31 protein-coding genes, 1 other RNA gene and 1 pseudogene are annotated in these 26,829 nt (G+C 49.6%); 3 read left to right on the forward strand and 30 right to left on the reverse strand.

Going from position 1 to position 26,829, the window contains the following annotated elements:
- Positions 1 to 120: 120 nt before the first annotated feature.
- From hisIE to ESP131_RS15165, 9 genes and pseudogenes are all read right to left on the reverse strand, one after another.
- Positions 121 to 736 (reverse strand): annotated as a pseudogene (gene hisIE / locus ESP131_RS16955) (bifunctional phosphoribosyl-AMP cyclohydrolase/phosphoribosyl-ATP diphosphatase HisIE).
- Positions 733 to 1,482: an imidazole glycerol phosphate synthase subunit HisF gene (hisF, locus tag ESP131_RS15130; RefSeq protein WP_023469183.1), complete on the reverse strand. Its 750-nt coding sequence runs from the start codon at positions 1,480 to 1,482 to the stop codon at positions 733 to 735. Before hisF ends, hisIE begins: the two are co-directional and overlap by 4 nt.
- The gene (gene hisA, locus ESP131_RS15135; RefSeq protein WP_069940913.1) at positions 1,476 to 2,180 is read right to left on the reverse strand and encodes a 1-(5-phosphoribosyl)-5-[(5-phosphoribosylamino)methylideneamino]imidazole-4-carboxamide isomerase; all 705 of its coding nucleotides are present in this window, start codon (positions 2,178 to 2,180) and stop codon (positions 1,476 to 1,478) included. Before hisA ends, hisF begins: the two co-directional genes overlap by 7 nt.
- Entirely contained in the window at positions 2,153 to 2,740 is a 588-nt protein-coding gene (hisH, locus tag ESP131_RS15140) for an imidazole glycerol phosphate synthase subunit HisH (protein WP_047393374.1), read from the reverse strand. Before hisH ends, hisA begins: the two co-directional genes overlap by 28 nt.
- Positions 2,737 to 3,318, reverse strand: a complete 582-nt coding sequence (gene hisB, locus ESP131_RS15145) for an imidazoleglycerol-phosphate dehydratase HisB (RefSeq protein ID WP_047393370.1) — start codon at positions 3,316 to 3,318, stop codon at positions 2,737 to 2,739. Before hisB ends, hisH begins: the two co-directional genes overlap by 4 nt.
- Positions 3,291 to 4,262: a pyridoxal phosphate-dependent aminotransferase gene (locus tag ESP131_RS15150; protein WP_047393367.1), complete on the reverse strand. Its 972-nt coding sequence runs from the start codon at positions 4,260 to 4,262 to the stop codon at positions 3,291 to 3,293. Before ESP131_RS15150 ends, hisB begins: the two co-directional genes overlap by 28 nt.
- Positions 4,262 to 5,479 carry a histidinol dehydrogenase gene (hisD, locus tag ESP131_RS15155; protein ID WP_035405944.1) on the reverse strand — a complete coding sequence of 406 codons (1,218 nt, stop codon included), beginning with the start codon at positions 5,477 to 5,479 and terminating at the stop codon, positions 4,262 to 4,264. The genes ESP131_RS15150 and hisD overlap by 1 nt, the downstream gene beginning before the upstream one ends.
- Positions 5,476 to 6,087, reverse strand: coding sequence for an ATP phosphoribosyltransferase (gene hisG, locus ESP131_RS15160; protein WP_023469189.1), 612 nt, complete (start codon positions 6,085 to 6,087; stop codon positions 5,476 to 5,478). The genes hisD and hisG overlap by 4 nt, the downstream gene beginning before the upstream one ends.
- The gene (locus ESP131_RS15165) at positions 6,088 to 6,909 is read right to left on the reverse strand and encodes an ATP phosphoribosyltransferase regulatory subunit (RefSeq protein ID WP_069940914.1); all 822 of its coding nucleotides are present in this window, start codon (positions 6,907 to 6,909) and stop codon (positions 6,088 to 6,090) included. It lies immediately after the preceding gene.
- Between the two features lie 121 nt (positions 6,910 to 7,030).
- On the opposite strand from ESP131_RS15165, the gene hisJ reads away from it, so the two are divergent.
- Complete coding sequence (gene hisJ / locus ESP131_RS15170; protein WP_047393353.1) at positions 7,031 to 7,825, forward strand: histidinol-phosphatase HisJ; 795 nt, start codon at positions 7,031 to 7,033, stop codon at positions 7,823 to 7,825.
- A 38-nt stretch (positions 7,826 to 7,863) separates the two neighbouring features.
- On the opposite strand, the gene ESP131_RS15175 is transcribed toward hisJ, so the two are convergent.
- The 3 genes from ESP131_RS15175 to hxlA all read right to left on the reverse strand — a co-directional run bounded on the left by ESP131_RS15175 (position 7,864) and on the right by hxlA (position 10,005).
- The gene (locus tag ESP131_RS15175) at positions 7,864 to 8,634 is read right to left on the reverse strand and encodes a hypothetical protein (protein ID WP_069940915.1); all 771 of its coding nucleotides are present in this window, start codon (positions 8,632 to 8,634) and stop codon (positions 7,864 to 7,866) included.
- 186 nt (positions 8,635 to 8,820) lie between these two features.
- A complete protein-coding gene (gene hxlB, locus ESP131_RS15180) occupies positions 8,821 to 9,369 on the reverse strand; it encodes a 6-phospho-3-hexuloisomerase (protein WP_069940916.1) in 549 nt (182 codons plus the stop codon).
- Complete coding sequence (gene hxlA, locus ESP131_RS15185; RefSeq protein ID WP_023469194.1) at positions 9,370 to 10,005, reverse strand: 3-hexulose-6-phosphate synthase; 636 nt, start codon at positions 10,003 to 10,005, stop codon at positions 9,370 to 9,372. It lies immediately after the preceding gene.
- 204 nt (positions 10,006 to 10,209) lie between these two features.
- Here hxlA and ESP131_RS15190 point away from each other — a divergent pair, with 204 nt between their 5' ends.
- Positions 10,210 to 10,575: a transcriptional activator HxlR gene (locus tag ESP131_RS15190; RefSeq protein WP_069940917.1), complete on the forward strand. Its 366-nt coding sequence runs from the start codon at positions 10,210 to 10,212 to the stop codon at positions 10,573 to 10,575.
- Positions 10,576 to 10,630: 55 nt separating this feature from the next.
- Here the strand turns inward: ESP131_RS15190 and ESP131_RS15195 are convergent, their stop codons facing one another.
- From ESP131_RS15195 to ESP131_RS15265, 15 genes are all read right to left on the reverse strand, one after another.
- Positions 10,631 to 11,140, reverse strand: coding sequence for a GNAT family N-acetyltransferase (locus ESP131_RS15195; protein ID WP_023469196.1), 510 nt, complete (start codon positions 11,138 to 11,140; stop codon positions 10,631 to 10,633).
- Positions 11,141 to 11,212: 72 nt separating this feature from the next.
- Positions 11,213 to 12,052 carry a GIY-YIG nuclease family protein gene (locus ESP131_RS15200; RefSeq protein ID WP_069940918.1) on the reverse strand — a complete coding sequence of 280 codons (840 nt, stop codon included), beginning with the start codon at positions 12,050 to 12,052 and terminating at the stop codon, positions 11,213 to 11,215.
- A 124-nt stretch (positions 12,053 to 12,176) separates the two neighbouring features.
- Positions 12,177 to 12,535, reverse strand: a transfer-messenger RNA (tmRNA) gene (gene ssrA / locus ESP131_RS15205).
- A gap of 58 nt (positions 12,536 to 12,593) precedes the next feature.
- The gene (gene smpB, locus ESP131_RS15210) at positions 12,594 to 13,064 is read right to left on the reverse strand and encodes an SsrA-binding protein SmpB (RefSeq protein WP_029342464.1); all 471 of its coding nucleotides are present in this window, start codon (positions 13,062 to 13,064) and stop codon (positions 12,594 to 12,596) included.
- A gap of 32 nt (positions 13,065 to 13,096) precedes the next feature.
- On the reverse strand, positions 13,097 to 15,454 hold the full coding sequence (gene rnr, locus ESP131_RS15215; RefSeq protein ID WP_069940919.1) for a ribonuclease R: 2,358 nt from the start codon (positions 15,452 to 15,454) through the stop codon (positions 13,097 to 13,099).
- A 14-nt stretch (positions 15,455 to 15,468) separates the two neighbouring features.
- Entirely contained in the window at positions 15,469 to 16,209 is a 741-nt protein-coding gene (locus tag ESP131_RS15220) for an alpha/beta hydrolase (RefSeq protein ID WP_023469200.1), read from the reverse strand.
- A 101-nt stretch (positions 16,210 to 16,310) separates the two neighbouring features.
- Positions 16,311 to 16,544, reverse strand: coding sequence for a preprotein translocase subunit SecG (gene secG / locus ESP131_RS15225; RefSeq protein ID WP_023469201.1), 234 nt, complete (start codon positions 16,542 to 16,544; stop codon positions 16,311 to 16,313).
- Positions 16,545 to 16,690: 146 nt separating this feature from the next.
- A complete protein-coding gene (gene rbsB, locus ESP131_RS15230; protein WP_069940920.1) occupies positions 16,691 to 17,608 on the reverse strand; it encodes a ribose ABC transporter substrate-binding protein RbsB in 918 nt (305 codons plus the stop codon).
- Positions 17,609 to 17,635: 27 nt separating this feature from the next.
- Positions 17,636 to 18,604, reverse strand: a complete 969-nt coding sequence (gene rbsC, locus ESP131_RS15235; RefSeq protein ID WP_050678685.1) for a ribose ABC transporter permease — start codon at positions 18,602 to 18,604, stop codon at positions 17,636 to 17,638.
- Position 18,605: 1 nt separating this feature from the next.
- A complete protein-coding gene (locus tag ESP131_RS15240) occupies positions 18,606 to 20,084 on the reverse strand; it encodes a sugar ABC transporter ATP-binding protein (protein WP_069940921.1) in 1,479 nt (492 codons plus the stop codon).
- Positions 20,085 to 20,096: 12 nt separating this feature from the next.
- Positions 20,097 to 20,486: a D-ribose pyranase gene (gene rbsD, locus ESP131_RS15245; protein WP_069940922.1), complete on the reverse strand. Its 390-nt coding sequence runs from the start codon at positions 20,484 to 20,486 to the stop codon at positions 20,097 to 20,099.
- Positions 20,483 to 21,361, reverse strand: a complete 879-nt coding sequence (rbsK, locus tag ESP131_RS15250) for a ribokinase (RefSeq protein ID WP_069940923.1) — start codon at positions 21,359 to 21,361, stop codon at positions 20,483 to 20,485. The genes rbsD and rbsK overlap by 4 nt, the downstream gene beginning before the upstream one ends.
- A complete protein-coding gene (locus tag ESP131_RS15255; RefSeq protein ID WP_035396314.1) occupies positions 21,358 to 22,338 on the reverse strand; it encodes a LacI family DNA-binding transcriptional regulator in 981 nt (326 codons plus the stop codon). Before ESP131_RS15255 ends, rbsK begins: the two co-directional genes overlap by 4 nt.
- 198 nt (positions 22,339 to 22,536) lie before the next feature.
- Positions 22,537 to 22,776, reverse strand: a complete 240-nt coding sequence (locus tag ESP131_RS15260) for a hypothetical protein (protein ID WP_050678690.1) — start codon at positions 22,774 to 22,776, stop codon at positions 22,537 to 22,539.
- A gap of 358 nt (positions 22,777 to 23,134) precedes the next feature.
- Positions 23,135 to 23,479 carry a hypothetical protein gene (locus ESP131_RS15265; protein ID WP_029342473.1) on the reverse strand — a complete coding sequence of 115 codons (345 nt, stop codon included), beginning with the start codon at positions 23,477 to 23,479 and terminating at the stop codon, positions 23,135 to 23,137.
- 135 nt (positions 23,480 to 23,614) lie between these two features.
- On the opposite strand from ESP131_RS15265, the gene ESP131_RS15270 reads away from it, so the two are divergent.
- Positions 23,615 to 23,935, forward strand: coding sequence for a hypothetical protein (locus tag ESP131_RS15270; RefSeq protein WP_029342474.1), 321 nt, complete (start codon positions 23,615 to 23,617; stop codon positions 23,933 to 23,935).
- A 136-nt stretch (positions 23,936 to 24,071) separates the two neighbouring features.
- Here the strand turns inward: ESP131_RS15270 and ESP131_RS15275 are convergent, their stop codons facing one another.
- The 3 genes from ESP131_RS15275 to eno all read right to left on the reverse strand — a co-directional run bounded on the left by ESP131_RS15275 (position 24,072) and on the right by eno (position 26,807).
- On the reverse strand, positions 24,072 to 24,320 hold the full coding sequence (locus tag ESP131_RS15275) for a hypothetical protein (protein ID WP_231925650.1): 249 nt from the start codon (positions 24,318 to 24,320) through the stop codon (positions 24,072 to 24,074).
- 13 nt (positions 24,321 to 24,333) lie between these two features.
- Entirely contained in the window at positions 24,334 to 25,245 is a 912-nt protein-coding gene (locus ESP131_RS15280; RefSeq protein ID WP_069940924.1) for an acyl-ACP desaturase, read from the reverse strand.
- Positions 25,246 to 25,514: 269 nt separating this feature from the next.
- On the reverse strand, positions 25,515 to 26,807 hold the full coding sequence (gene eno / locus ESP131_RS15285) for a phosphopyruvate hydratase (protein WP_023469213.1): 1,293 nt from the start codon (positions 26,805 to 26,807) through the stop codon (positions 25,515 to 25,517).
- Positions 26,808 to 26,829: the final 22 nt, after the last annotated feature.

Genomic DNA, 26,829 nt, shown 5'->3' on the forward strand with positions numbered 1-26,829 from the left:
CCTTACGAGACAGCATGCCTATTGAAAGATTCTGTCGATTTGATGACAACCGTCATCTGTTTGTCTTTTCCCATTTCTCTATCAAAAAAATCCACATCGCGTATGCGATATGGATTCTGTTTACCACTGTTCAATATCCGGGCGATCCTTGAACGTCGATTTTGTTCCGTGACGCTCATTGAGGACGGCTTCGACTTCTTTGAAGGAGACACCGCGGTCAGCAAGCAAGACCGTTAGGTGGTACAACAAGTCTGCTGTCTCTTCTGCTAACGTATCGTTACCGGCGAGGACAACTTCAAACGCCTCTTCACCGAACTTCTTCGCGATCTTCTCGTATCCGGAAGCAATCAAATAGTTCGTATAGGATTCTGCTTCCTTTGCCTCAATCTTCGCTTTGACGGTCTGTTCCAGTTCGTATAACATTTGGCACCTCCACTTCCGTATAGAAACAACTGCGATTTCCGGTATGGCATGTCGGACCGTTCGCTTTGACTGCGATCAAGAGACTATCCTGATCACAATCGATCCACATCCGTTTGAGCTCAAGCGTATTCCCGCTCGTCTCCCCCTTTGTCCAGAGACGATTCTTCGTCCGTGAGAAGAAGGTGACAAGACCGGTCGCAAGCGTCTTATCATAAGCGGCTTGGTCCATGAAGCCGACCATCAAGACATCGTTCGTCTGCTCGTCGACGACAACGGCAGCGACGAGTCCTTTTGAAAAATTCAATGTCGTCATCGGACTTCGACTCCCCGTTCTTTGAGGTAGGCTTTCGTTTCCGGCATCGTGTATGTCGCTTCATGGAAGATTGAAGCAGCAAGAGCCGCGTCAGCGCCTGCTTCCAACCCTTCTGCTAAGTGATCGAGCGTTCCGACCCCACCGGAAGCGATGATCGGCACATTGACGACTTCACGTAGACGACGGATCAAGGCGAGATCATACCCGTCCTTCGTGCCGTCAGCATCCATTGACGTGACGAGTAACTCGCCGGCACCAAGCGCAACGGCTTCCTGTGCCCATTCGATTGCGTCACGTCCGACCGGTTGTGTGCCACCGTGTGAGAAGACTCCCCATGAGTCGCCGGTCTGCTTGGCATCGATCGCGACGACCGTCGCTTGGACACCGAACAGGCGGCTGACTTCTTGAATCAGTTGCGGATTTTGAAGCGCCGACGAGTTGAGCGAGACTTTATCAGCCCCGGCACGAATCAACCGTTTTGCGTCTTCGATCGTCTTGATTCCGCCACCAACCGTAAACGGCATGTAAATGACTTCCGCAACGCGTTCGACGATATCAAGCATCGTCTCGCGCCCTTCTTGCGTTGCTGAGATATCGAGCAGGACGAGTTCATCTGCTCCTTGCTCGTAATAGTACTTTGCGACGGCGACCGGGTCACCGAGATCGCGTAAGTTCTGGAATTTGACCCCTTTGACGACACGACCTTCCTTGACGTCAAGACAGGGAATGATCCGTTTCATCAACATACGCGTAACACCTCTTTTAAGGCGAGTGATCCGTCAAGTAACGCCCGACCGACGACGGCTCCGTCCATCCCGATTTCTTTCAGACGCGCGACGTCGTCAACTGTCGTCACACCACCGGAAGCGATCAATTCGACCCCTTCCCGTTTCAACCGATCGAGTCCATCAACGTCTGGTCCAATCATCATTCCGTCACGCGAAATATCCGTATACAGGAACGTCTTGATGCCTTTACCAATCAAGTGCGTCATTGCCTCTTCGAGCGTCCAACCGCTCGCTTCGAGCCAGCCGCGTGTCTGGACGATGCCTTCTTTTGCATCCAAGGCTACAGCCAGTTTATCACCAGCGAGGGCAATCATCTGCTCAAGTAACGCTTCGTCTTCAAGAGCGACCGTGCCGACGAGAATCCGGTCGATTCCGGCACCGACGTACGCTTCGACGGTCTCGATGTTACGGACACCACCACCGGCTTCCACGAACAACCCGGTTTCTTTTTTGATGTCGGCAATCAAATTCAAGTGCAACGGTTCACCGGCTTTCGCGCCGTCAAGATCGATCAAGTGGATCGCTGTTGCCCCATCTTCTTTGAAGCGCTTCGCGATCGTCAGTGCATCACCGAAGAATGTCTGTTGGTCAAAATCTCCTTGCTTCAGGCGCACCGCCTGTCCGCTCATTAAATCGATTGCTGGGTAGAGTTGCATGTCGTCTCTCTCCATTCCTTCAGTAGTTTCAATCCGACTTCGCCACTCTTTTCCGGGTGGAACTGCATCCCCGTGACTTGTCCTTTTTGGACGATCGCTGGGACGAGGCGTCCGTATTCGACCGAATCGACGATCCATTCTGCATCACAGACGGCACCGTACGAGTGGACGAAATAGACGGCTTCGCCATGGTTCGTCAGCTGGTGCCAACCCATGTGCGGCAAGCGGACGTCGCTCGGTAATTTTTCAATCGTTCCCGGTAAGATGCCGAGACCTTCCGTCAGTCCATCTTCGTCACTCGATTCAAAGAGCAGTTGCATCCCGAGGCAAATCCCGAGGAACGGCTTCTTTTCGGCTTGTTCTTTTAAGAAGTCGACCAGTCCCGTTTCTTTCAAGCGCTCCATTGCCGGTGCATAAGCACCGACACCCGGTAAGACAAGTGCTTCCGCTTGGTCGAGCAACTCCGTGTCACTCGTAACGATGACTGCTTCGCCGAGCTCCTTTAACGCCCGCTCGACGTTCGCGATATTTCCGACGCCATAATCGACGATTGCTATCATTGATCAATCAACCCTTTCGTAGACGGTACGCCTTCGCTCGTCACGGCAACTGCCTGACGGACGGCCCGACCGAGTGCTTTGAACAACCCTTCGATCATGTGGTGTGTGTTTGAACCATATAAGACTTCGGCATGAATCGTCATCCGGGCACTCCGGGATAAGCCTTGGAAGAACTCTTCTGCGAGTTCCGTATCAAAGTCACCGAGCTTCGGATTCTTGAAACTAGCACGGAAGACTGTGAACGGACGACCGCTGAAGTCGAGCACGACCGACGCGAGTGCCTCGTCCATCGGTACACGCGATTCACCGTAGCGTTCAATCCCGGCTTTATCGCCGAGCGCTTCCGTCAATGCTGCCCCGAGGACGATCGCTGTATCTTCGACCGTGTGATGGGCATCGATCCACGTATCACCTTTGGCTGTTACCTTCAGACCAATCCGGGCCTGGAAGGCGAATAACGTCAACATATGATCAAAGAAACCGACACCCGTCTTAATCTCAACCGGACCTCCTGCGAGATCGACCTCAACCTTGATGTCTGACTCTGCACTTACTCGTTCGCTTGCGCCACGCCGCATCGTAATTCCTCCTCTACACACGTTTCTAATACTTGCATTGCTTCTGGTGATCCACAACTGACACGGAATGCCTGGTTAAACAGACGGATCCGTAATCCGGCGTCAGCACAACGCTGCGTAAAGCGTTCGGCTTCCGGATACTCGACGTAGACGAAATTCGCCGCACTGGGATATGTCTTGCCAATTGGCGCGAGAATTCGTTCGATTGCTTCACGGCTCGCATACGTTTCGTCTAAGACCCGATCGAGTTCCGGTTCTGCCATGATGGTGATGCCGACAGCTGCTGATAGACCAGAGACGTTATACGGTGATTTAATCTGTTCGATTTCTTCGATGATCTGTTCACTCGCGATGACAAAACCAAGTCGAAGCGATGCGAGTCCGAACGCTTTTGAGAGTGTCCGTAAGATGATCGCTTTCGGATACTCTTCTAATAGATGAAGCATCGACTGCTCGAGCGCAAAGTCGATATACGCCTCATCGATGACGACGTATTTGCCACTGTCGAGCAAACGACGGATGTCTGCTTCCTTGCGAAGGACTCCGGACGGATTGTGCGGGTGACTCAAGAAGATGATTTCACCCGGTGCTGCGATCAATCCCTCAACGTCAAGCGCCATCTCGTCCAGTAACGGCACGCGTTCAAACGGTGCCCGTGCCCGATCAGCATAGAACTGATACATGACGAAGTCAGGTTCCGAGGCGATGACCGGCATCCCAGGTCCGCCGTAGCGGGCACATAAGTAGCCGATCAGCTCATCCGAGCCGTTTCCGGCGACGAGTTGCGTCGGACGGACACCGGCGTACGTCGCGTACGATGCCTTGACTTGGTCGATGATCTCGACAGGATATTCATTTAAAGGGAACGTTGCGATCAATTCCTGGATCGCTTCAATCCCGACTGGACTGTGGGTCGTGAATCGTTCGTTTTGGTGTAATCGCATTAGTCTTCCCTCACTTCGATGGCTTGTGCGTGTGCTTCGAGTCCTTCGACTCGGGCAACGGTCTTCGCTGCGTTCGCGAGACGTTGTACGCCTGCGCGTGTGGCTTCGAGCATCGTCTGGTGACGCAGGAACGTCCGCGCTGATAATCCAGACGCAAAACGGGCTGTGCCGGATGTCGGCAAGACGTGGTTCGTTCCGGCGACATAATCGCCGAGCGTTTCCGGTGTCTCGTGACCGAGGAAGATCATCCCGGCGTGACGGATCGATTTGACGACTTCTTGTGGATTGGCAACGGCAAGTTCCAAGTGCTCCGCTGCGAGGCGATTCGCTTCTTCGATTGCTGTCTCGAGTGGAGCAACGAAGACGCCACCGTTTTCCATCGCACGACGGGCAATCTCTTGACGCGGCAATTGCTGTAAGCGTCGCTCGATCTCTGCATCCACAGCTTGTTTCATTTCTTCCGTTGGCACGAAGGCGATCGCGACAGCGTCACGGTCGTGTTCGGCTTGGGCAAGTAAATCGGCTGCGATCCGGTCCGGATGCGCTGTTTCGTCCGCGATGACGACAACTTCCGATGGACCAGCAACTGAGTCGATGCCAACGATCCCGTAGACTTGGCGTTTGGCTTCAGCGACGAAGCGGTTCCCTGGTCCGACGATCAAATCGACGGCTTGGATACTTTCTGTTCCGAATGTCAGCGCGGCGACAGCTTGCGCTCCACCAATCGTATAAATTTCTGTCACACCAGCGATGCGTGCCGCAACAAGAACCTCGTCACTTAAGTTCGTCATCGGCGTTACCATGACGACGCGTTCGACTCCGGCAACTTTCGCTGGAATCGCGTTCATCAAGACCGTCGATGGATAACTTGCCGCACCACCTGGTACATAGATCCCAACCGAATCAACAGGAACGAAGCGTTGACGTCGTGTCACGTCTGCTTCGACGAGTTCGATGTCAGACGGCAGTTCTTGTTCATGCCACTCGACGAGCCGTGTCGCCATCAACTTCAACGAGTCGATCAAGTTGGCGTCTGCCTGTTCGAACGCTTGCGTGATCCGTGTTTCACTGAGACGGAAATCTTCGAGATCGACCTGATCGAATTGGTTCGTGTAATCGCGGACAGCAGCGTCACCGTCTGTTGCGACGCGTTCGAGAATCGCACGGACCGCGAGTTCCGTGTCGCGATCGATGCTGAAAGGTTTTGTCGGTGTCATGATCGTGTCACTCCTTCTGTCAATTGCTCGAGCAAGCGGATGACTTCAACCCGCTTCCGTTTTAACGTCCATTCGCTCGTAAAGAACCGAGCGCTAATATCGATGATTTTTTCGTATTCGTTTAGTCCGTTCGCCCGTAACGTCTCACCCGTCTCGACGATATCGACGATTGCGTCAGCAAGTCCGAGTAACGGTGCCAACTCGACCGAACCGTTCAACGGTACGATGTCGACGTCGACACCGAGTTCGCTGAAGTAGCGTTTTGCGATGACCGGATACTTCGTCGCAATCCGGACGCGGCGTCCGCCTTCGAATTGCAAAGGCTCCTTCGCACAGACGGACATCCGGCAGACTCCGAACGGTAATTCTGCGAGTTCCGATAGTTCTTGATCCGATTCGAGTAAGATGTCACTGCCGGTGATTGCAACATCGAGAACTCCTTGAGCGACGTACGGGATCAAGTCCGATCCTTTCATAAAGACGAATTCGTGCTCGCCCCGTTTGACGATTAGTTCGCGTTCGATGGCTCCCCATGTCTCGACGCCAGCTTCTTTTAAATAACGTTCTGTCGCTTTCGACAGCCGTCCTTTCGTAATTCCGATTCGCATTTAGAGCACCTCCGCCAACCGTTCGACCGAGAATCCGATGCCGAACGCCTGTTGTTCTTGTCCGAATTGTTCATAGAGCCGGTCGTAGCGTCCACCGACGAGGACGGGTTCCGTCACACCTTCGATGAAACCATGAATCGTGATCCCGTCGTAGTACGTCTGTAAGCCCATTTGACCGAAGTCGAGATCGGCATTAACGGCTTCCGCGAGATCAAGCACGGCATTGAGTCGTGTTTCGTCGACGTACGGTAAGATCGTTTCTGCCCCTTCACGTCCGAATAATAAAGGAAGTTTCGCAAGTAAGGCATCATCGAGTTGACCCGCGATTCGCTTCAGTTCGATGACGTTACGTAAACGGAGCATCTGCGTCACTTGGTCGCGTAAGTGGTGATCACCGACACGCGTCTCAATCAAATGCTCGATTAGACCGGCATCGCCGATTGAGAGTGTGACTTCTTTTCCTGTCAGTTCTTCGACGAGTCGGACCGCGAGTTGAATTGCTTCGACTTCTGCGATTTGTCCCCGTTCTTCGAACCCGACTTGGAACTTCTCTTTCGGTTGAAAGACCGAGCCGCTGTAGAAGACACGTTTATATTGTTCGCGACCACGTTCGCTGAGGGCACGCGCGACACTAGTCGTAAAATCTATCCGAATCTGTTCCCGTCCACCGATTTCCTCAATTAAGGGGGTGATTAATCGGGTATAGTTAGATTGTTCGAGTCCATCTTCGAGCTGACGGATGACCCGTTGAAGCCGCGTTGCTGAGGCACCGACGTAATCCGTCGCTCCATCCTTGAGTCGAATCGTAGAAAATGATTGCATACTCCCACTCCTTTATCTTATTATCACTGTACCACGCTAAATTATTTAACGATAAGATACCGCGTTTCGGGCACATTGTCAATCGCTTTGCTTGCCAATTCTAAAAATCGGAGGGTTTATCATGCAATTATTGAAATGGGACGGTCACGTCCACAGTCCATATTGTCCACACGGTACGAAGGATCCACTTGAAGCCTACATCGAGCGTGCCTTAGAGCAAGGCTTAGAACGGATCAGCTTCACGGAACATGCCCCTTTACCTGAAGGTGTGACGGATCCTGCGCCAGATAATGATTCCGGGATGTCGTTCGCGACAGCCGATGCCTACCTGAAGGAATTGACGCAACTCCGCGAGACATACAAGAATCAGATCGACATCCGAATCGGGATGGAATTCGACTACTGGGAAGGACATGTCGACGGTACGCGTGACATCATCGCTCGCTACGCTGACGTTTTGACCGACGGGATTCTCTCATTGCATTACTTATACATCGATGATCAGTATTACGGCGTCGACTTCAGCAAGGAAAGTTTCGGTGAGATCGTCACGAAACTCGGAAGCGTTACCGCCGTCCACGAACGGTATTATGAAGGCATCCAAGCCCTCGTCATGACGGACCTCGGTGCACACCAACCGAAGCGACTCGGTCACTTGACGTTACCGACGAAGTTCATCCAAGCCTATCCGCTCGAATCGAACCCAGCGAACCTCGACGACACGTTACGGAAGATCCGTCAGGCGAACTTCACACTCGACGTCAACACGGCAGGACTCCGAAAGCCGTTATGTGGTCTTTCCTATCCTTACCCGGAACTCCTGCAAGTCACGCAGTCGTTATCGATTCCGCTCGTCTATGGATCAGATGCCCATCTTGCAAAAGATGTCGGTGCTGATTTTGATTTCAAATGGTAAACAAAAATCCGGATGCCGCAGCGTCCGGATTTTTTTATTTAAGAATACGGGAAATCAGTAGCGTCGACAGGAGCAATCGATCGTGCTATTTTTTTTAAATGTGCTAGCGACACGTTACCGGACAGGAGGACGATTTGATTGTCCTCGACGTAATAGAGGTTTGCTCTCCCTTGTTTCTGCTCGAAATAAGCCGTCTGTCCGTTCGCAAGTGTCGTTTGCTTCCACCCCTCGCCTTGAACGTCTTGCTTCGGAACGACGGTTAGCAGAATCGTTTGAGACTTCGTGTGGAAAAACCAGATGCTATCGTCCCCATTAGGAGTCGAACTACTCATAATCGCTTGGAATGTCGAGAACGGTAAATTCAAGCCGCGAGCAGAACTACTCTTCTTAATGTTTTGAACGTCGTCATATAAGACGCCTCCTAACATCCAGTTCTTCTCTTGCTTGGTATACTCTAATACAGCAAGACGATCTGCTCCTTTTGGGTAATGCAGCGTTACGTAAGCATGATTTCCGACAACGATACTGCTCCAGATATCGCGTTCAGTCGGGTACGCTTTTGTTCCATCTTTAAAGTAAAACGTCACATGATGACGGAAATCCGCTTCAAACGAATCCTGTTCTGAAAAGTCCTTCGCTTTAATTCGTTGTACGATGGCATCGGGATTATTTACATCTTCAGCAGTATTATCCTCGATCCAGTGCGTTCTAAGCTGATTCAAAGGCGGACTTTGGTCTGATTCCATACAACCGGTCAAGATACTTGCAGCGAGTAATACACTGATTACACCAATCCGTTGAAATCGCATGACAATCTCCTTTTCCTCTTTTTTCCTTTCTTTCAGTATCGCATGCTTCGCGAGTAAGTCTTCAAGAAGATTACGAAAAGAAGGAAAGGAGAATTTCTGATTAATACGCATTCACACGTGAAAGATCTACAGACAAAAACAGACTAGCCCTCTTCTATTGAAGAGAACTAATCTATTTCGTGTGCATCACTCTAAGTTGGCGTGTTTCCCGTACATCGTTTGCGAATCGAGCTGTTTGTCTTCCATGATCTGCAGAATCAAGGCATCATAGAACAACAACATCGTCTGTTCGAACAACGAGCCCATTGGTTGCACCGTCTCGTCCGCTGATGCCGTTCGTTCTTTCGGAACTCCGGGCAGTTGGACGACTAAGTCGGCTAATCGCGCTAACGTTGACGTCGGATTGATCGTGACAATGGCAACCGTTCCACCGAGTTGCTGTGCTTTCTCGACGATTGGTACCAATGTTTTTGTCTCACCCGATCCGGAACCGACGATTAACACGTCACCCTCACGTAAGTTCGCCGTGACCGTCTCGCCGACGACATAAGCATCGAGTCCCATGTGCATCAGCCGCATGACGAACGCTTTCCCCATCAAGCCGGAGCGACCGGCTCCTGCGAGAAAAATTCGGTTCGCTTGCAGCACAGCGTCTGCCAGTTCTTTTGTCTCCGTCGCATCGATTGCTTCGACAGTCGAAGTCAGCTCTTCGATAATCGTTTGAATGTGTGTCATTTACGCCTCTTGCAGCATCCGGTGCATCGTTGACGCTGTCTCTTGTTTATCATCTTGTCCCGTGATCCCGCCACCGACGATGATCAGGTCAGGACGTGCTGCGATGACTTCCGGTAACGTCTCCATCTTGATGCCACCCGCAACAGCTGTTTTTGCATTTGTCACAACTGACTTGATTGTTGCGAGATCCTCGAACGAGTTTTGACCGACTGCTTGGAGATCGTAACCTGTGTGGACACAGATGTAGTCGACGCCTAACGCATCGAGTTCTTTCGCACGTGTTGCGATATCTTTCACGGCAATCATGTCGACGAGAATCTGTTTACCTGATTTTTTCGCTTCTTCGACTGCCCCTTTGATTGACATGTCTTCCGCTGCCCCAAGGATCGTCACGATGTCGGCACCATGTGCGACAGCTTGGCTGACTTCGTAGCCAGCAGCGTCCATGATCTTCAAGTCAGCGAGGACCGTTAAGTTCGGGAACGCGGCTTTCATTTCTTTGACGGCACGGAGCCCTTCGTTGATGACGACCGGTGTGCCGATCTCAACGATATCTAAATTGTCTTCTCCGATTTCTTTGACTAAAGCGATCGCACCTGCTGTATCGACTAAATCAATCGCGAGTTGTAATTTCATTTTGTATCTCTCCCATTCTTCTCTGTATTGTCGTACCTGACACTTCCTTCCGACGTTCATGAAGGAACACGACTAAATATAATCCGCAGGAGCATTCTTGAGAAGTACGCACTTTTAATTTACATAGTGCGGTTTTTCATACATAGTGCAGAAAAGTATACTGTCGACCGGAAGAAAGACTATACTGGAGCAGGAGGTGGATCAATGCCACATTTTGAAGACCGTCAGTTTAACTGTGAGAAGGAATTGACCCTCTCGATCATCGGGGGCAAATGGAAGATGCTCATTCTTTGGCACTTAGGCAAGGAAGGAACGAAACGCTTCGGGGAACTGAAAAGTCTGATGCCTGGGATCACGCAACGGATGCTCGTCAATCAACTGCGCGAACTCGAGGAACACCATATCATTCATCGGGAAGTCTATCCGGTCGTACCACCGAAGGTCGAATACTCGTTGACACCGCACGGTCATAGCTTAATGCCGATTTTAGATGCGATGTATGACTGGGGTAAGGATTATGCGAAAAACGTCCTGGAGATTGATTTCGAACAACATAAAATATCGCAATAAAAAAGATGCTCATGGGCTCGTCTCTTTTCAGAGATAAGTCCACGGAGCATCTTTTTTAGGATTCTTCCGTCGTATAGATTTTCGACATCGCCAGTTCATCGACGTATTCCCCATCGATGAAGAGTGACGCGATGCGTGTTCCTTCGATGTTAAAGCCAAACTTATGATAGAGCTCGATTGCCCGCAAGTTATCCTTGCGAACCGTCAACTCGAGTCGGATAAGTCCTGCTTCAATCGCAAAGGCATCCACCGCTTCAAGTAGACCTGCACCGAGTCCACGACCTGTGTAGGCGTCAAGCAAGCCAATGACAAGATTCGCCCGGTGACGAATCCGACTCGGCTCACCACCAACGACGAGCACATAACCGACGAGTTGCTCGTCGACATCCACGACGAAGATGTCCGAGTTCGCAGCCTGACCGAACTTCTCGATGAACGCCTCCGCCTGTTCCGTTGACAGGACGCGTTCTTCCGGCTCATACAACATATATTTCGTTTCCCGATCAATGCGTCGCATCAAGTCCGATAAGGCTTTTCCGTCCATCAACGTGGCGCGTCGTATCATAGGTGTCAGCTCCTTTTTTTACAATATTACAGCCTATTTTTACTCTATTCCAACATTATAGAAAGTAAAAAATCAAGATAAATTCTTTAAAATAACTCCATGTTTATTCTTCCATTCGACTAATCCATTGGCACTTCTGCCCGTCACAATATCAGCTGCTAATGAAGGACTCGAAAACAATAAGTCTTCGATTACTATGTATTCTCCATCAATTATTTGAACTTTATTAGAGTCAATTAATTCTTTTCTTTTAACTTTCAATCGTTCCGAGAATGAATTGACAACTTCTGACGCAATTTTTGAGTTTTTAAAAACAACGAACCCTTCTGATGTTTGAACCCCCGTACTGTCGGCACCTCTTGAGCTTTTTAAGTATAGAACGTTCTCATTCTCAGTATCGATATTCTTTTGAACTTCTGAGAATAATTTATGTCCTAACATATTTACCAACATTTCAACATTCTCACTAAAAGTATTCATTTCAGCACGATCTGCTTCAGAGATAGAAGGCATCGGGGGAATATTACCGTTTACGATTTTATAACGGTTTGCTTTTTTTGCTTTATGATACAATTTGTTCTCCAAATATTTAATATGTGCTTTATTCAAGTTCTCATCTTTACTAATAAACACAATCACTTCATTCCAAAAATCTTTTTCACGTAAATGATCTTGAAGACGATTATACACTTCTTCAGCCTCACCAATATAAACTGCTTCTTCATCTTCTTCGTTTCGACCGAACAACATATAAATTCCAGTTGAATTTAAATTAGGGCGATCATTACATTTTTTAACTTCAGTACGTGGAATTCTATAAGCGAGACCAGTCCAATTTGACAACTCACACGTTAATCTGCCATCAGAATTACCATCAATTAAAAACATTTTAATTGTTTGACCAAATTTCATATTTTGTTCTCCTTATTAATTTTTTATTTTATTTCTAATATTTATAAATAGTTTTTTATACTAAAAAGTACTTGAACCCATTTAATGAGATTCAAGTACTTTTTTGAAATCCACTGATTTCGTCGTATGGAGACGGTGGGAGTCGAACCCACGTCCGAAGGCATCGTATACTTAAGCTTCTACGTGTGTAGTCAATTTATTGGGATCTCGTCGTCAGGCTGCCAATTGACAGGCGTCCGTCCGACCAGTCTGATTCCATCTCTTCTCTTTCCCTCCAGACGGAAGGGTCCAAGCGTAGCCTGTTTAAAGTGAGACCCTAGAAATCAGCCGACCAGGCGACGGCTGCTAGGATCCGTAGCGGCAATTAAGCTGCTGCGAGTTGTGTGTTAGTTTTGCCAGTTATGGCTGGTGCGTTTTAACGAGGCCGACCCCTCGACACGCCACAGAAGACCGAACTACCCCCGTCGAATCCGTAACGTCCCCAAGATATAAAATTGGGGCTTTCCGAATACTAATATTCTAGCAGAAAAGTGTTACGGGTTCAATACTTTTGCTTATCGCGTAGTGCTCGATCGATATCACGCTTCGCATCCTTCTTCTTCAGGTCGTCACGTTTATCGAATTTCTTCTTCCCGCGTCCGAGTCCGATCAAGCATTTTGCGTACCCGTTCTTGATATAGACTTTGAGCGGAACAATCGTATAACCATCGCGTGAGACCGCACCGATCAAGTTCGCAATCTGTTTCTTGTGCAGCAACAGCTTCCGCGGGCGGAGTTGCTCATGGTTGTACCGGTTCCCCTGTTCGAAGTGGGCGATGTTCGAGTTCCAAAGAATCGCTTCTCCCCCGTCGAACCGGACGAACGCGTCGCCGATACTGATCTTTCCTTTACGGACCGATTTGATTTCCGTTCCCGTCAAGACGAGACCGGCTTCAATCGTATCCTCGATCGCATAATCGAACGAGGCCCGTTTGTTGTTTGCTAAGACTTTCGAATCTGTTCCCTTTGGCATGTTCATTCACCACATTTCCGATGCGGAAGCGCTTATTTGCGCTTCCGTTTCTTATTCGAGACCGCCTTATGGAATGGCGGTTTATCTTTCTTATTCTTTAACGAGAATCCTTTTCCCTTGCTTTGGTCGCTCTTACCCGACCGTTTCTTGCCACGACGATCGTCCTTCTTCTTGTCGTCGCGTTTTTGTCCCGGACGTCCACCGCTTGAGCGGATCGTCTTCGACTCAAACCGTTTCTTCGGTTGTCGCTCTGGCATCCCAACGACGCTGAAGTCAATCGTCCGTTCATCGATGTTGACGTTCGTGACCTTGATCTCGACGACATCCCCGATCCGGAACTGTTGCTTCGTCCGCTCACCGATCAGCTGATAGTTCGCTTCATCGTAGCGGTAGAAGTCATCCGTCATCGCTTGGATGTGGACGAGTCCTTCGATCGTGTTCGGCAATTCGACGAACATCCCGAAGTTCGTCACGCCACTGACGACACCTTCAAACGTCTCACCGATGTGTTGCTCCATATACTCGGCTTTCTTCAAGGCGTTCGTTTCCCGCTCTGCATCAACCGCGCGACGCTCGCGTTTTGACGAATGATCGGCGATTTCCGGTAAAATCTCCGAATAACGGTCTTGCGTCTTTTGTGATTTGTCGTTATATATGACATATTCACGCAGCAGACGGTGAACCATCAAGTCTGGGTAACGACGGATCGGTGACGTGAAGTGCGTGTAGTAGTCCGTCGACAGACCGAAGTGACCGATTGGTTCGATGTCGTATTTCGCTTGTTGGAGCGAACGGAGCATGACCGTACTGACGACGGCTTCTTCTGGTTCGCCTTCGACCGCATTCAGAATCGATTGCAACGTTTTCGGTGCGACTGACTCCCCTTTGCGTTCGACATTGATCCCGAAGTTACCGATGAACTTGAAGAACGTATCGAGACGTTCTGCTTTTGGCTCATCGTGGATCCGGTACATGAACGGCAGTTTTTGACGCTGGATGTGCTCCGCGACCGTTTCGTTCGCTGCAAGCATGAACTCTTCGATCAGCTTCTCAGCAACCGACCGTTCCCGGAGGATGATCTCGCTCGTCTTGCCTTCTTCGTTGACGAGGACCTTCGCTTCTGGGAAGTCGAAGTTGATTGCCCCACGACGCGAGCGGCGTTCACGTAGGATTGCTGCGAGTTCCGCCATCTTGTCGAAGTACTCGACGAGATCCTGGTACTTCGCGATCACTTCCTCGTCTTCACGTTCAACGATTTTCCGGACGTCCGTGTACGTCATTCGTTCCGTCGTCTTGATGACACTCTGGAATATCTCATGGTTGACGACAGCACCGTTCGCATCGATTTCCATGATACAGCTGAGCGTCAAACGATCAACGTGCGGGTTGAGCGAGCAGATCCCGTTCGATAGACGGTGCGGAATCATCGGGATGACGCGGTCGACGAGATAAACACTCGTTCCGCGCTCACGCGCTTCTTCGTCGAGTGCTGAATCTTCTTTGACGTAATGCGAGACGTCGGCGATGTGGACACCAAGCTCGAAGTTACCGTTCGCTAATTTCTTGACGTGAACCGCATCATCGAGGTCTTTTGCGTCCGCCCCGTCAATCGTCACCGTCAATTCGTTCCGTAGATCGACGCGTCCGACTAAATCCTTCTCATCGATCTGATCCGGTACAGCGTTCGCTTCAGCGATCGCTTCCGGTGAGAAGTCGACATTGATGCCGTGCTTATGGACGATCGACAAAATATCGACGCCTGGGTCATTCTTGTGACCGATGATTTTCAAGACTTTCGCTGTTCCGGCGTAGCGACCGTCTGGATACTTCGTGATCCGGGCGAGGACTTTATGGCCATCGACGGCACCGAGTGTATCGGCGTCGTTCGCAACGACCGGTAAGAACGTCAGCTTCGTATCATCTGGTTCGATGTAGGCGATCGATTCGATCCGTCCTTTGGGACTGACGAACGTGCCGACGAAATCGGCTGGTCCGCGTGAGAGAATCTTGAGCAGTTTCCCTTCACGACGGTCGCCGCCGTTTGACTCGGCAAACACTTTGACGAGGACACGGTCGCCGTTATAGACGTTCTTCAGTTCCGGTGCCGGCAAGAAGATGTCGCCTTCTGAACCGTCTTCCGGTGAGACGAAACCGAATCCGCGTTGGTGGACGGAAATCTTCCCTGTGACTTGACCGATCTGCGCAAGCGTTCCGTACTTGTTCGAGCGTGTCCGGGCGATCAACCCTTCGTCTTCCATTGCGTTTAGCGTCCGGATCAATTCCTTGAATGCTTCCGTATCCGCTAGTTCTAGCTTTTTCGTTAATTGATCAATCGACAACGGACGTTCTTCCGTCGTGATGACCGTTAGTATTCGTTCACGTAATTCCAACGTGACACCTCCAGTTACTTGCTCCAGTTCAATGACTCCAGGAAGTCCAAGATGTCAGAGTGGAGCTGGTCTTTTTCTTTGTCGAGCGTAATGACGTGACCTGAGTTCTCATACCAGATCAGCTCTTTTTGGAAGGCACTGACTCCATCATGGATGATGTTCGCGGAGTCGGTGTTGATCATGTGATCGTTGCGCGCTTGGACGACGAGCGTCGGTGCGTAGACGTCCTCGAGCGAATCGCGTGTCTCACGCAGCAGTTCCTGTAAGTCCTTCAAGGTCGGCATCGGTTCGAAGGACGCCATCTCGTGATCGATCTCTTCTTGCGATTTGCCTTCTCGCTTCTTGAATTCTCGTGCGTACTCGGTGACTCCTGCATACATGACTTCTTCACTTTTGATGTAGGCGGGTGCACACATCGGGATGACCGCTTTGACCGGACGGTTCATCGATAACTTCAACGACATGACGCCACCGAGCGACAGTCCACAAACGGCGATTTCGTCATAACCTTTATCGACGAGTTCCTGATATCCGGCAAGGACATCCTGCCACCAGTCGGCTGGCCCGGTCTTCGTCAGCTCTTCGGGTGGGGCAGCGTGCCCTTTATATTGTGGTGCTAGGGACGTATAGCCTTGTTTTTGCAAGTAGCGACCGAGGATGCGGACATCCGCGCTCGATCCCGTGAATCCGTGTAATAGTAAAACGGCACGTGGGCCGGCTTCGAAAAAGAATGGTTTTGGTAAAGTGATTTTCATAAAATGATTCCCCCTCTAACTCTATACCCCATATCCGGAAAAAATGAATATCGAGAAATACAAAAAACGACAGCGCGATCATACGGCTGTCGTTTCAGTGCTCACTTATAAAAAGCGACGAGTAACGCCAAGATGAAGAGTAATGCTCCTAAGATAGACGCCACACGATTTAGGACCGCATCCAAGCCACGAGCTTTTTGGCGACCAAATAATTGTTCTGCTCCACCCGTCAATGCTCCGAGTCCAGTCGTACGACCCGACATCAATAGAACGACGATGATGAGAAGAACGGAAACGACGATGAGGCCGACAAGAGCCACGTTATGAATGATCATCGATGATCCTCCTTCAGTAATATACGCTTCTTTCATTATAGAGAAAAACAAGTACGGGAACAAGGAATAGATTTAGGAACTTTTTCCTGCCTGCTCTGCCCGACGAAAAGAGACACCTGAATCGTCGACTCAGGTGTCCTGTCTTCTTATTGTTTGATCAATTCGAGGTCGACTGGTATGTTCTTCTCGACTGTTTCACCTTTTAAGTGCTTGATCGCTGTCTCGACACCCATTTTCCCGATCTCAGTCGGTTTTTGAGCGATCGTTCCTGCCATCTTTCCGTCTTTGACGGCTTTGACGGCATCATCTGTCGCATCGAAGCCGATGACTTTAACATCGTTCAGACCCGCTGCTTTTAATGCTTCAACCGCACCGAGTGCCATCTCGTCATTGTGCGCGAAGACGGCTTTGATGTCTTTGTTGTTCTGAAGGATGTTCTCCATGACCGACAAGCCTTTTGCCCGGTCAAAGTTTGCTGCTTGTTTTGCGACGACGTCGAGTTTACCGTCGACTGCTTCATGGAACCCTTTCCCACGGTCGCGTGTTGCGGATGCTCCTGGAATTCCTTCGAGCTCAACGACTTTTGCTTTATCGCCGACGAGTTCGATCATGAACTCACCTGCTTGTTTCCCACCCGCGACGTTATCCGACGCGATGTGTGCGACGACGTCGCCTGCTTCTGCATTGCGGTCAACTGTGATGACGGGGATGTTCGCATCGTTCGCTGTTTGTACGGCTGCGCCAACTGCTGCTGAATCCGTTGGGTTGATCAAAATGAGATCGACTTTCTTTTGAACCATGTCTTCGATATCGCTTGCTTGTTTTGCTGCATCATCTTGTGCATCCGCGACTTGAAGTGTTGCGCCTTGTGCTTTGGCTTCTTGTTCTGCCCCTTCTTTTAACGAGACGAAGAATGGGTTGTTGAGGGTTGAAATCGAAAGACCAATCTTGAAGTCCTTCGTCTTTTTCTTCGTTTCACCATTGCTGCTGCCTGGCTGTTCCGTCGAACAGGCTGCTGCGAAGACCATTAATGCCATCATGACGACTGCAAGTAGTTTTTTCATCTGTAAATCCTCCTTTTTGAGTGTGGGTTACGCTGCTTGTTTCCGATCCGCGAGTACCGCGAACAAAATGACTAAACCTTTGACGACGAGTTGGAAGAACGAGGAGACACCTAGCAAGTTGAGTCCATTGTTCAGTGTTCCGATGATCAAGGCACCAATCAAGGTACCGACAATCCAGCCACGACCACCTGACAGGCTCGTCCCACCAAGGACGACCGCCGCGATGGCGTCGAGTTCGTACGATGTCCCCGCCGTCGGCTGTGCCGAGTTCAGACGGGACGTCAGGATGATGCCGGCAAGTGCTGCCATCAAGCCTGAGAGTGAGTAAATCATGATTTTGACTTTATTGACTTGAATCCCCATCAGCTTCGCTGCTTCTTCGTTGCCACCGATCGCATACGTGTAACGACCGAACGTCGTCTTCTTCAAGATGAAGTAGAGAACCGCGAAGGCGATCAACATCGTCAGAACCGGTACCGGGAAAATCCAGAAGTAACCGCGTCCGAACAATTCGAACCAGCCACCTTGGCTCAGACCAGTGATTGGTTTCCCGTCCGTATAGACGAGTGTCAATCCCCGGAAGATCGTCATCGTCGCAAGTGTTGCGATGAACGGTGCGACCTTCCCGAGTGAGATGACCATTCCGTTTAAGGCACCCATGACAGCTCCGACGATCAACCCAGCAAGAACAGCGATCAACGCTGATGTTCCGTCCGTCATCAGACCCGCGACGAAGGCGGACGAGAGGGCGAGAATCGAACCGACTGATAAATCAATCCCACCCGTCAGAATGACGAACGTCATCCCGAAGGCAATCAAGGCATTGATCGAGACTTGCCGTAAGATGTTAAATAAATTATTCAGTGTTAAAAAGTCCGGTTCCATGATCGAGACGACGAGGACGATCGCGAACAATCCTGCGAGTGGTCCAAGCTTTTGTCCGATCCCAAGACGTCTCGGTTTTGCTTCCGTTACCTTGCCTTGCATCAATTCCATATCATTGTCCTCCTGTCGCAAGTGTCATGATGCTTTCTTGCGTCGCTTCCTGTCGTGTCAACATGCCGCCCATCTTGCCTTCGCGCATGACGTAGACCCGGTCGCTCATTCCGAGAATCTCCGGGAGGTCCGAGCTGACCATGATGATCGCGACACCCGCCGCAGCGAGTTCGTTCATGATGAGGTAAATCTCTTTCTTCGCCCCGACGTCGACACCACGTGTCGGTTCGTCGAGGATCAAGACTTTTGGTTGTGTCCCGAGCCACTTCGCGAGGACGACCTTCTGTTGGTTCCCACCGGACAGTGACTTCGCCGGCTGGTCCATCGAGCTGTGCCGGACCGAGAGTGACTTCAAATATCCTTCCGCGAAATCGCGTTCTGCCTGATCCTTGATGACACCGGATCTCGATAACGAACGAATCGTCGGCAGCGAGATGTTCTCACGCAATGAAAAGTCGAGGAACAAGCCTTCGCCTTTGCGATCCTCGGTCAAAAAGCCGATCCCCTGGCGAATCGCGTCGTACGGTGTCTTGATTTTTAGCGACTGTCCGTTCAGTTCGATCGTCCCTTCTTTCAGGCGATCAACCCCGAACAGTCCACGCATGACTTCTGTCCGCCCCGCACCCATCAAACCAGAGAAGCCGATGATTTCGCCCGCCTTGACGGAGAACGAGACATCGTCGAACCGTTTCCCGCTCGCCTGTTTGACTTCAAGGACGGTCGCACCAATCGACACATCACGGTCCGGATACCGTTCACCCATCTCACGACCGACCATCTCTCGGACGATCTGTTCGAACGATGTCTCGGGAATCGCGTGCGTCGAGACGGAGATCCCGTCCCGTAAGACCGTGATTCGGTCACAAAGCTCGAAGATTTCCTCCATCCGGTGCGAGATATAGACGATCGAGACACCTTGGTTGCGTAGTGCCGTCGCGACGCTGAACAGGGCACGAATTTCCCGCTCTGTCAGTGCCGCTGTCGGTTCATCCATGATGATGACCTTCGCGTCCGTCATCAAAGCTTTTGCGATCTCAATCATCTGTTGCTGACCGACCGATAACGTCCGAGCCAGCTGGTCGACGTCCATGAAGACGTTCAATTCCGCGAGTTCACGTTCTGCCTGCCGCTTCATCTCCCCTTGCTTGAGAATCCCAAAGCGTGACTTCAACTCCCGTCCGAGAAACAAGTTCTCCGTCACCGTCAAATCCGGGAGGATGTTTAGTTCCTGATGGATGAAGGCAATCCCCGCCTCTTCGGCAAGCTTCGGATTCTTATATTCGACGTCCTGTCCATCGACGCGGATCGTGCCTGCGTCCGCTTTATGAACACCGGTCAAAATCTTCATCAGCGTCGATTTCCCGGCACCGTTCTCTCCCATCAAGGCGTGGATCTCACCCGCAGCGAGTTCGAAGTCGACCCCTTTGAGGACAGGGACGGGACCGAATGCTTTTTTGATACCTGTCATCTCGATACGCATCGCATGACCCCCTTAAAAGATTACGCCGGAATGGAAGATGACATTTGCGTATGGTGTCGCTTCTCCGGTCCGGATGATGACCTTCGCCTGCTGTGTCTGTTTCTTGAATTCCTCGTGCGAAACGAACGTCGTCTCGATCTGCATGGCTTCCAGTTGCTCGAGGACGTCTGGATTCGCTTCCTTAATCTCCGTTGCCAGAGTCAGCTGTTCGATCGCCATGTCACCGGCGACGACACGGACGACGTCGAGGAATGATGGTGTGCCGAGTTCCAGTGCTAAATCAATTCGGGCGACTCCGTCTGGAATCGGTAAGCCGCAATCGGCGATGACGATCGTATCGGTATGACCAAGATCGGCCAGGACCTTGCTGATATGACTGTTTAAGATACCGTGCTTCTTCATGCATCTCCCTCCATCTGTTCCCGTGTCGGCATGCCGCCTTGTGCGCCAAGCGCGCGAATCGATAAGCCGGCTGCCCGGTTCGCGAAACGAATCGCCTCGACGAGCGGTTGTCCTTCCGTTAACGCAACGGCTAAGGCACCGTTGAACGTATCCCCTGCTCCTGTCGTATCAACGACGGTCGTCTCGATCGCGGGAATCGTCACGATCGACTCCCCGTCATAGAAGCGTGCCCCGCGACTGCCTTCCGTCACGATCAATTTATTCGGGTATTCCATCAACCAATGTTCGATTGGCTGGTCTTGTCCGAAGATTAATCCACATTCATGTTCGTTTGGCGTTAAGTACGTGACGTGTTCAATCAATTCCGGACTGAGTGACATCGCCGGCGCTGGATTCAAGACGACTGGAATGCCGGCTACATGTGCTTCGCGAGCAACGGTCTCGACCGTTTCGATCGGAATCTCGAGCTGGAGTAAGATGATTTCACTGTCTGCGAGAATCGGTGCGAGTGTATCATCCGCAAATTGCACATGTTGATTGGCAGACTGAACGACGACGATCGAGTTGTCGCCTTCAGCGAGCGTGATGTGTGCTGTTCCCGTTCGTTCGCCTTCAATCGTTTGCAAGTGTGTCGTCTGCACCCCTTGTGTTTTAAAGTTTTCGCGGATCGCTTCACCGTTCGCATCACTGCCGACGCAACCGATCATTTCAACGGTACTGCCGAGACGCGCGACCGCCACCGCTTGGTTCGCACCCTTTCCGCCCGGTACGGTATGAAAGGCATCCCCGATGACCGTTTCGCCTGCGCCTGGACGGCGTTTACTTTCGACGACGAGATCCATCGAGATACTGCCGATGACACTGATTTGTTTCATGCTTCCTCATCCTTCCGTTTCGTCGTTTCCCGTTCGATGATCTCAACCGTCAACTCATGATGGACGGCGGCAATCGGTGTGCCTTCAATCCGTTGAATCAGGAGTTTCGCCGCTAGTTCTCCCATTTGATAAATCGGCTGCGCAATCGTCGTCAACGGTGGTGAAATCATTTGTCCGAGTTCGATGCCGTCATAGCCGATCACTTGTAGCTCGTCTGGAATCGTGATCCCGCGTTCCGCAGCGACCTGCACCGTTGCTGCGGCAATGACATCACTCGCGGCAAAGATCCCGTTGCAATGATAGTGATCAAAGAGATAGTTTGCGGCATCAAGCGCTCCTTGAAAGTGGAACGGTGACTCGATGCTTGCGACGAGATGGGTTCCGGCAATCTCTTCGAAGCCATCCCGTCGTTTCTTGATCGTCGGGAGTTTCGATGGACCGCTGATGACAGCGAGTTCCGTCGCACCAGATGCAAGTAAGAACGAGGCTGCCTTCTTCCCGCCTTCGTATCCGTTTGACGTCACCGTCGGAATCGCGCCTTGTAACACACGGTCTAATGCTACGACCGGCACTTCGAGTTCTTCATAGTTCGGATTGTTCGAGTAGTTCGTCGTGATGATCAATCCGTCGACATGCATCGCCTCGAGTGACTTGATATATTCGCGTTCTTTCTGAAACTGTTCGTCTGTGTTACACAAAATGACCTGAAAACCATGTTGATGTGCCATATCTTCCACAGCCCGTGCGAGTTGTGGGAAGAACGGGTTCGTGATGTCTGGAACGATCAAACCGATCAGTCCGGACCGTTTTTGGAACAACGATCGCGCGACTCGGTTCGGTCGATAATCCAATTGTTTGATTGCCTGAAGCACCGCCTTACGCGATTTCTCACTGACATAACCCTTTTCGTTCATGACGCGTGAGACCGTCGCGACGGAGACATGTGCCGCTTTCGCTACTTCCCGGATGGTCGACATGTTTCGCCACCTCTTTCTTTTGATAACGCTTACAAGAATCATCATATTGTGTAACCGGTTACACATCAATCTTTTTTATATAAAATATATTTTATTTTTTTCGAGCCCTTGGATTGAACCATAAAAAAGAAGCCTGACACCGCATCAGACTTACGATCATTTCGTATGATCATACACTTGAACACTTTGAATCCTGTCTTAAATAAAGACGATCAATGAGAGACCAATCAAAATATTAATGAATCCTAATCCGTCGGTCGCTTTCGTGTACAGTGACGGTTTATCTTTTTTGACGCTGTCATTCAGGAACATCAATGTCACGGCAATGACGGTCGTTACGCCGAGTGGTGCATTCAAAAAACTATCGGAATACGTAAATAAGTTATTCGTAATATAGAGACTATTTAAGACAGATAAACCAAACAACACTTTATGCATGAAACTCACTCCTATAATCAACGGAATCTTACGAAACCAACTAAGATCTAATTTCGCTCTCCCTCTATTATAGAATATTCTTCCAGTTATTCTTCCTTACACTATTGAAAGAAAGTATTTGGATACGCATAAAAAATAAACCGTGAGCTGGCTGTATATTGCCTCACGGTTTAGATTTTGTTCTCTCAGGAGCACATTAGATTGTTGATTTCTGAAAAAGACGGAAACTCCTGCGGGAAGAGCGGAATAGACAAGAACCTGCAGGAGCACACACGACAAGGAGACTTGCCTTCCGTCCGTGGAAAGCGACGTCTTGGACGGAAATCAACGAACAATCGGAGTCTAGCTGACAAGACTTTCATCTCTTTGCTTTCCCGGCTCTTTTTCGCTCCACGAACAAACGTCGAATCAAAGCAACAAAGAACGCAACAATTGCTAGAGGCTCAAATAAATAAATCAATAGGAACGTGACATCGATGACGGCATCCTCCGGATTATAACGGATGATATAGAGCGCACCGGGTAAGATGGCAATCAGTCCGCCAATTCCGAGTACCGTTCCCAAAATCAGACTCTGACGTGAAAATCGGCTCGTGATTTGATACAAACCGATGAATAGTATGAGTTCCGTAAAATAGATGAGGCGCAACGGGATGTCACCAATCGACGTATCAAGCCCTAAAAACAAAAACCGAAATAGCATGTCGATTCCCCCTTCCCTCTAGTTGTACCCCGAACAGCGTCCTCGTAATGCTTCATTTCCAGTTTCCCTGCATATCCTCGCTTCAATTAGGGAATAGCTAGAGAGTTACAGTCACATACAGAGAGTTGGGATCGGATGAAAGAAGAACACTCGATGAGGGTCGTCAGTTGTCTGAATGATTATTTCGAACGTCATCAGCAGCCTCTTCAAGTCGACCTATTGCGGGGGCTACCGCCGATCGTATTATTATTACGCGACGATGCGAAGCGCGCCTTTCCAAAGGAAGCGAACCTGCATGATGAATTATTACAGGATATTAAGCGTCTCGTTCAAGAATGTCTGGAGCCGGATACACTACGTGAACTTGGAATCGATGTAGATCTCCCAGATTTTTTCGTGACCCGTGCACCCCTTCATTCCCCTCATCATTATCTCGTTACGTTTATTGAAGATTGATTTCATATTAAAAAGTAGCTATTTCCTCCATCACGTGCACGTGTTTGCGTGAAAGAAGAAATAGCTGCTTTTTTATAGACGTAAAAAACCGGTAGAGCCGAAGCACTACCGGTTATACTTCTATGAAGAAGATTCCTTAATTCTCGACCTCAAGAATGGCCTCGATTTCGGCTTCTACTTCTTTGTTGACCATTTGTGAACGTTTTTTTCGTAACTCCAGATCCATTTCCTGATCGATGAAATGGTTCGTATGTTTATCAAAACAATCAAAACAAATCGGATAAAAGTCTTTTGCTTCTTTGTTCAATGAGTTGAATTCCCACGTATCGAGTTCCAAGTAACTGACTTGGTTGTTCGTTTCGGTTCCACAGATTTCACACTTCATGTTCATTGCCTCCTTAGACGTCGAGCTTCGCTTTTTCGAGTTGGCGTTCCTGACGTTCCTTGATGCGCTTCAAACGTCCGTGATACTTCATGATGTTCGCTTGAGATTGCTTCGCTTCTTCGCTTGTCGGTTCTAAATCAGCGATGCCCCAGTATTTGACGACGACGTCTAATACTTGGTCGAAGTATTGGAGTGGTCCATAGTTCGTATCGACGGCGATCGTCTTCATGCGTTCCGTGAAGTCCGGCATGACAGCACCTGGCATCGAGAAGTTGATGATGACATCTTCGAAGAAGACGATGAAGTTCGGGTCAAGCTCTAGGTGTGCTTTGACCGTGTCACGGTAGAACGCATAATGCAGTGCTTCGTCCTTCGCTAGACGACGGAGTAGCGTTGCTAAGTCCTTGTCATGTGCCCCTGCGATTTTCGCGACGTTGTTATAAAAGACAAGTGTCGCTAACTCTTGCAGTGACGTATACGCCATCGTCGCTAACGGGTTCGTGAAGTCCGGGAACCAGCCGTTCTCAACGACGCGTCTTCTTAACTGATGGAGTCGCGTTGGATTGACATTTCGCGTGACAAGTAAATACGTCTCGAGTAAGTTCGAGTGCTGATCTTCTTCTGCTGTCCATGTCCGGACGAAGTCATTGATGACTTCCATCGAGTTCTTGAATGTATAGTCTAAGTGTGACGTATACCATGGTAAGTTGACTTCTGTCAGTAATGCCGTCTCGATTGCTACGATAACACCTTCTGGAAGCGTGACTTGGCTCTCATCCCAAGGAACGCGTTTAAACGACATCGCCTTATCCCATGGAATGAACTCGTGGTAGCTCCAGTCAATATTAGCTGAACGTTCCTTATGCAGTCGATATAACTCTTGAATACGTGGTTCTAAACGGATATCTAAATCTGAATTTAACATGATCGTATCTCCTTTAAACGTATTTTTCACCTTCATTGATTAAGGTGTAATTAATCGCTATAACTATTTAATTTGCACTTATTTATGAGTATAACATTTTAGCCGTCTAATGAGATAAATCAATTTTTTGACAGTTCATTTTAGTTTTGATGACAAAAGGGATTTTCGCGTTTGACATCGCTTGATATGTAAAAAACCTCCTATCCGTGTGTACGTATCACACGAATAGGAGGTTTTCCTTATAGCTTATTCAAACGATCAACCTGAAATTACTTCTTGAGGTTGTAGAATGATTTGATTCCGTCGTAGACAGCAACATCTGAAAGCATGTCTTCGATGCGGAGAAGTTGGTTGTATTTCGCGATACGGTCTGTACGTGAAAGTGAACCCGTTTTGATTTGACCAGCGTTTGTCGCAACAGCGATGTCAGCGATCGTTGAATCTTCAGTTTCACCAGAACGGTGAGAAACGACAGCTGTGTAACCAGCTTTTTTAGCCATTTCGATTGCGTCGAATGTTTCAGTCAACGTACCGATTTGGTTAACTTTGATGAGGATCGAGTTCGCGATGCCTTTTTCGATACCTTCAGCAAGTTTCTCAGTGTTCGTTACGAACAAGTCATCCCCAACGAGTTGGACTTTGTGCCCGATACGATCTGTAAGAAGTTTGTGACCATCCCAGTCGTTTTCGTCACAGCCATCTTCGATTGAGATGATTGGGTATTTGTCAACGAGTTGTGCGTAGAATTCAACAAGCTCTTCTGTTGAGAGGACTTTGCCTTCGCCAGCGAGGTTGTATGTTCCAGCTGCTTTATCGTAGAACTCAGAAGAAGCGACGTCCATTGCAAGGTAAACATCTTCGCCTGCTTTGTAGCCAGCTTTTTCGATTGCTTCAAGGATAACTGTGATTGCTTCTTCGTTTGATTTCAAGTTTGGAGCGAATCCACCCTCGTCACCAACTGCTGTGTTAAGACCCATTCCGCTAAGAACTGATTTCAACGCGTGGAAGATTTCAGCACCCATACGAAGTGCTTCTTTGAATGTTGGAGCACCGACAGGCATGATCATGAACTCTTGGAAGTCCACGTTGTTGTCTGCGTGTGATCCACCGTTGATGATGTTCATCATTGGTGTTGGTAATGTTTTCGCGTTGAATCCACCGAGGTATGTGTAAAGTGGAAGACCAAGCTCATCTGCAGCAGCACGTGCAGCAGCCATAGAAACACCAAGGATTGCGTTAGCGCCGAAGTTACCTTTGTTTTTCGTACCGTCGAGATCGATCATCTTTTTGTCGATTCCAGCTTGGTCGAAGACATCGTAACCGATGATTTCTGGTGCGATTTTTTCGTTGACGTTATCAACAGCTTTCAAAACACCTTTTCCGAGGTAACGTGCTTTGTCGCCATCACGGAGTTCGACTGCTTCGTGCTCACCAGTTGATGCACCTGATGGTACGAGTGCGCGACCGAAACCGCCATCTTCTGTATAAACTTCTACTTCTACTGTTGGGTTACCGCGTGAATCAAGAATCTCGCGTGCGTAAATCTCTGTAATCATTGACATTTAAATTCGCTCCTTTTGTGTA

It is taken from the genome of Exiguobacterium sp. U13-1 (assembly GCF_001750115.1).
Taxonomy (GTDB): Bacteria; Bacillota; Bacilli; order Exiguobacteriales; family Exiguobacteriaceae; genus Exiguobacterium_A; species Exiguobacterium_A acetylicum.

Bases quoted from the DNA above. Each gene is read 5' to 3' on its own strand.
- ESP131_RS15200 (WP_069940918.1), bottom strand. From the start codon at position 12,052: ATGAAATTTGGTCAAACAATTAAAATGTTTTTAATTGATGGTAATTCT.
- rbsK (WP_069940923.1), bottom strand. From the start codon at position 21,361: ATGAAACAAATCAGTGTCATCGGCAGTATCTCGATGGATCTCGTCGTC.
- ESP131_RS15260 (WP_050678690.1), bottom strand. From the start codon at position 22,776: ATGCATAAAGTGTTGTTTGGTTTATCTGTCTTAAATAGTCTCTATATT.
- rbsB (WP_069940920.1), bottom strand. From the start codon at position 17,608: ATGAAAAAACTACTTGCAGTCGTCATGATGGCATTAATGGTCTTCGCA.
- ESP131_RS15175 (WP_069940915.1), bottom strand. From the start codon at position 8,634: ATGCGATTTCAACGGATTGGTGTAATCAGTGTATTACTCGCTGCAAGT.
- hisA (WP_069940913.1), bottom strand. From the start codon at position 2,180: ATGCAACTCTACCCAGCAATCGATTTAATGAGCGGACAGGCGGTGCGC.
- ESP131_RS15240 (WP_069940921.1), bottom strand. From the start codon at position 20,084: ATGCGTATCGAGATGACAGGTATCAAAAAAGCATTCGGTCCCGTCCCT.
- ESP131_RS15280 (WP_069940924.1), bottom strand. From the start codon at position 25,245: ATGTTAAATTCAGATTTAGATATCCGTTTAGAACCACGTATTCAAGAG.
- secG (WP_023469201.1), bottom strand. From the start codon at position 16,544: ATGATCATTCATAACGTGGCTCTTGTCGGCCTCATCGTCGTTTCCGTT.
- ESP131_RS15270 (WP_029342474.1), top strand. From the start codon at position 23,615: ATGAAAGAAGAACACTCGATGAGGGTCGTCAGTTGTCTGAATGATTAT.
- hisD (WP_035405944.1), bottom strand. From the start codon at position 5,479: ATGACACCGACAAAACCTTTCAGCATCGATCGCGACACGGAACTCGCG.
- hisJ (WP_047393353.1), top strand. From the start codon at position 7,031: ATGCAATTATTGAAATGGGACGGTCACGTCCACAGTCCATATTGTCCA.
- ESP131_RS15165 (WP_069940914.1), bottom strand. From the start codon at position 6,909: ATGCAATCATTTTCTACGATTCGACTCAAGGATGGAGCGACGGATTAC.
- ESP131_RS15265 (WP_029342473.1), bottom strand. From the start codon at position 23,479: ATGCTATTTCGGTTTTTGTTTTTAGGGCTTGATACGTCGATTGGTGAC.
- rbsD (WP_069940922.1), bottom strand. From the start codon at position 20,486: ATGAAGAAGCACGGTATCTTAAACAGTCATATCAGCAAGGTCCTGGCC.
- ESP131_RS15190 (WP_069940917.1), top strand. From the start codon at position 10,210: ATGCCACATTTTGAAGACCGTCAGTTTAACTGTGAGAAGGAATTGACC.
- smpB (WP_029342464.1), bottom strand. From the start codon at position 13,064: ATGCCAAAGGGAACAGATTCGAAAGTCTTAGCAAACAACAAACGGGCC.
- ESP131_RS15150 (WP_047393367.1), bottom strand. From the start codon at position 4,262: ATGCGATTACACCAAAACGAACGATTCACGACCCACAGTCCAGTCGGG.
- eno (WP_023469213.1), bottom strand. From the start codon at position 26,807: ATGTCAATGATTACAGAGATTTACGCACGCGAGATTCTTGATTCACGC.
- hisH (WP_047393374.1), bottom strand. From the start codon at position 2,740: ATGATAGCAATCGTCGATTATGGCGTCGGAAATATCGCGAACGTCGAG.
- ESP131_RS15275 (WP_231925650.1), bottom strand. From the start codon at position 24,320: ATGAAGTGTGAAATCTGTGGAACCGAAACGAACAACCAAGTCAGTTAC.
- hisF (WP_023469183.1), bottom strand. From the start codon at position 1,482: ATGTTGATGAAACGGATCATTCCCTGTCTTGACGTCAAGGAAGGTCGT.
- hisB (WP_047393370.1), bottom strand. From the start codon at position 3,318: ATGCGGCGTGGCGCAAGCGAACGAGTAAGTGCAGAGTCAGACATCAAG.
- ESP131_RS15195 (WP_023469196.1), bottom strand. From the start codon at position 11,140: ATGATACGACGCGCCACGTTGATGGACGGAAAAGCCTTATCGGACTTG.
- hisG (WP_023469189.1), bottom strand. From the start codon at position 6,087: ATGCGAATCGGAATTACGAAAGGACGGCTGTCGAAAGCGACAGAACGT.
- ESP131_RS15220 (WP_023469200.1), bottom strand. From the start codon at position 16,209: ATGAAAATCACTTTACCAAAACCATTCTTTTTCGAAGCCGGCCCACGT.
- hxlA (WP_023469194.1), bottom strand. From the start codon at position 10,005: ATGAAATTACAACTCGCGATTGATTTAGTCGATACAGCAGGTGCGATC.
- rbsC (WP_050678685.1), bottom strand. From the start codon at position 18,604: ATGGAATTGATGCAAGGCAAGGTAACGGAAGCAAAACCGAGACGTCTT.
- hxlB (WP_069940916.1), bottom strand. From the start codon at position 9,369: ATGACACACATTCAAACGATTATCGAAGAGCTGACTTCGACTGTCGAA.
- ESP131_RS15255 (WP_035396314.1), bottom strand. From the start codon at position 22,338: ATGTCGACCATCCGGGAAGTAGCGAAAGCGGCACATGTCTCCGTCGCG.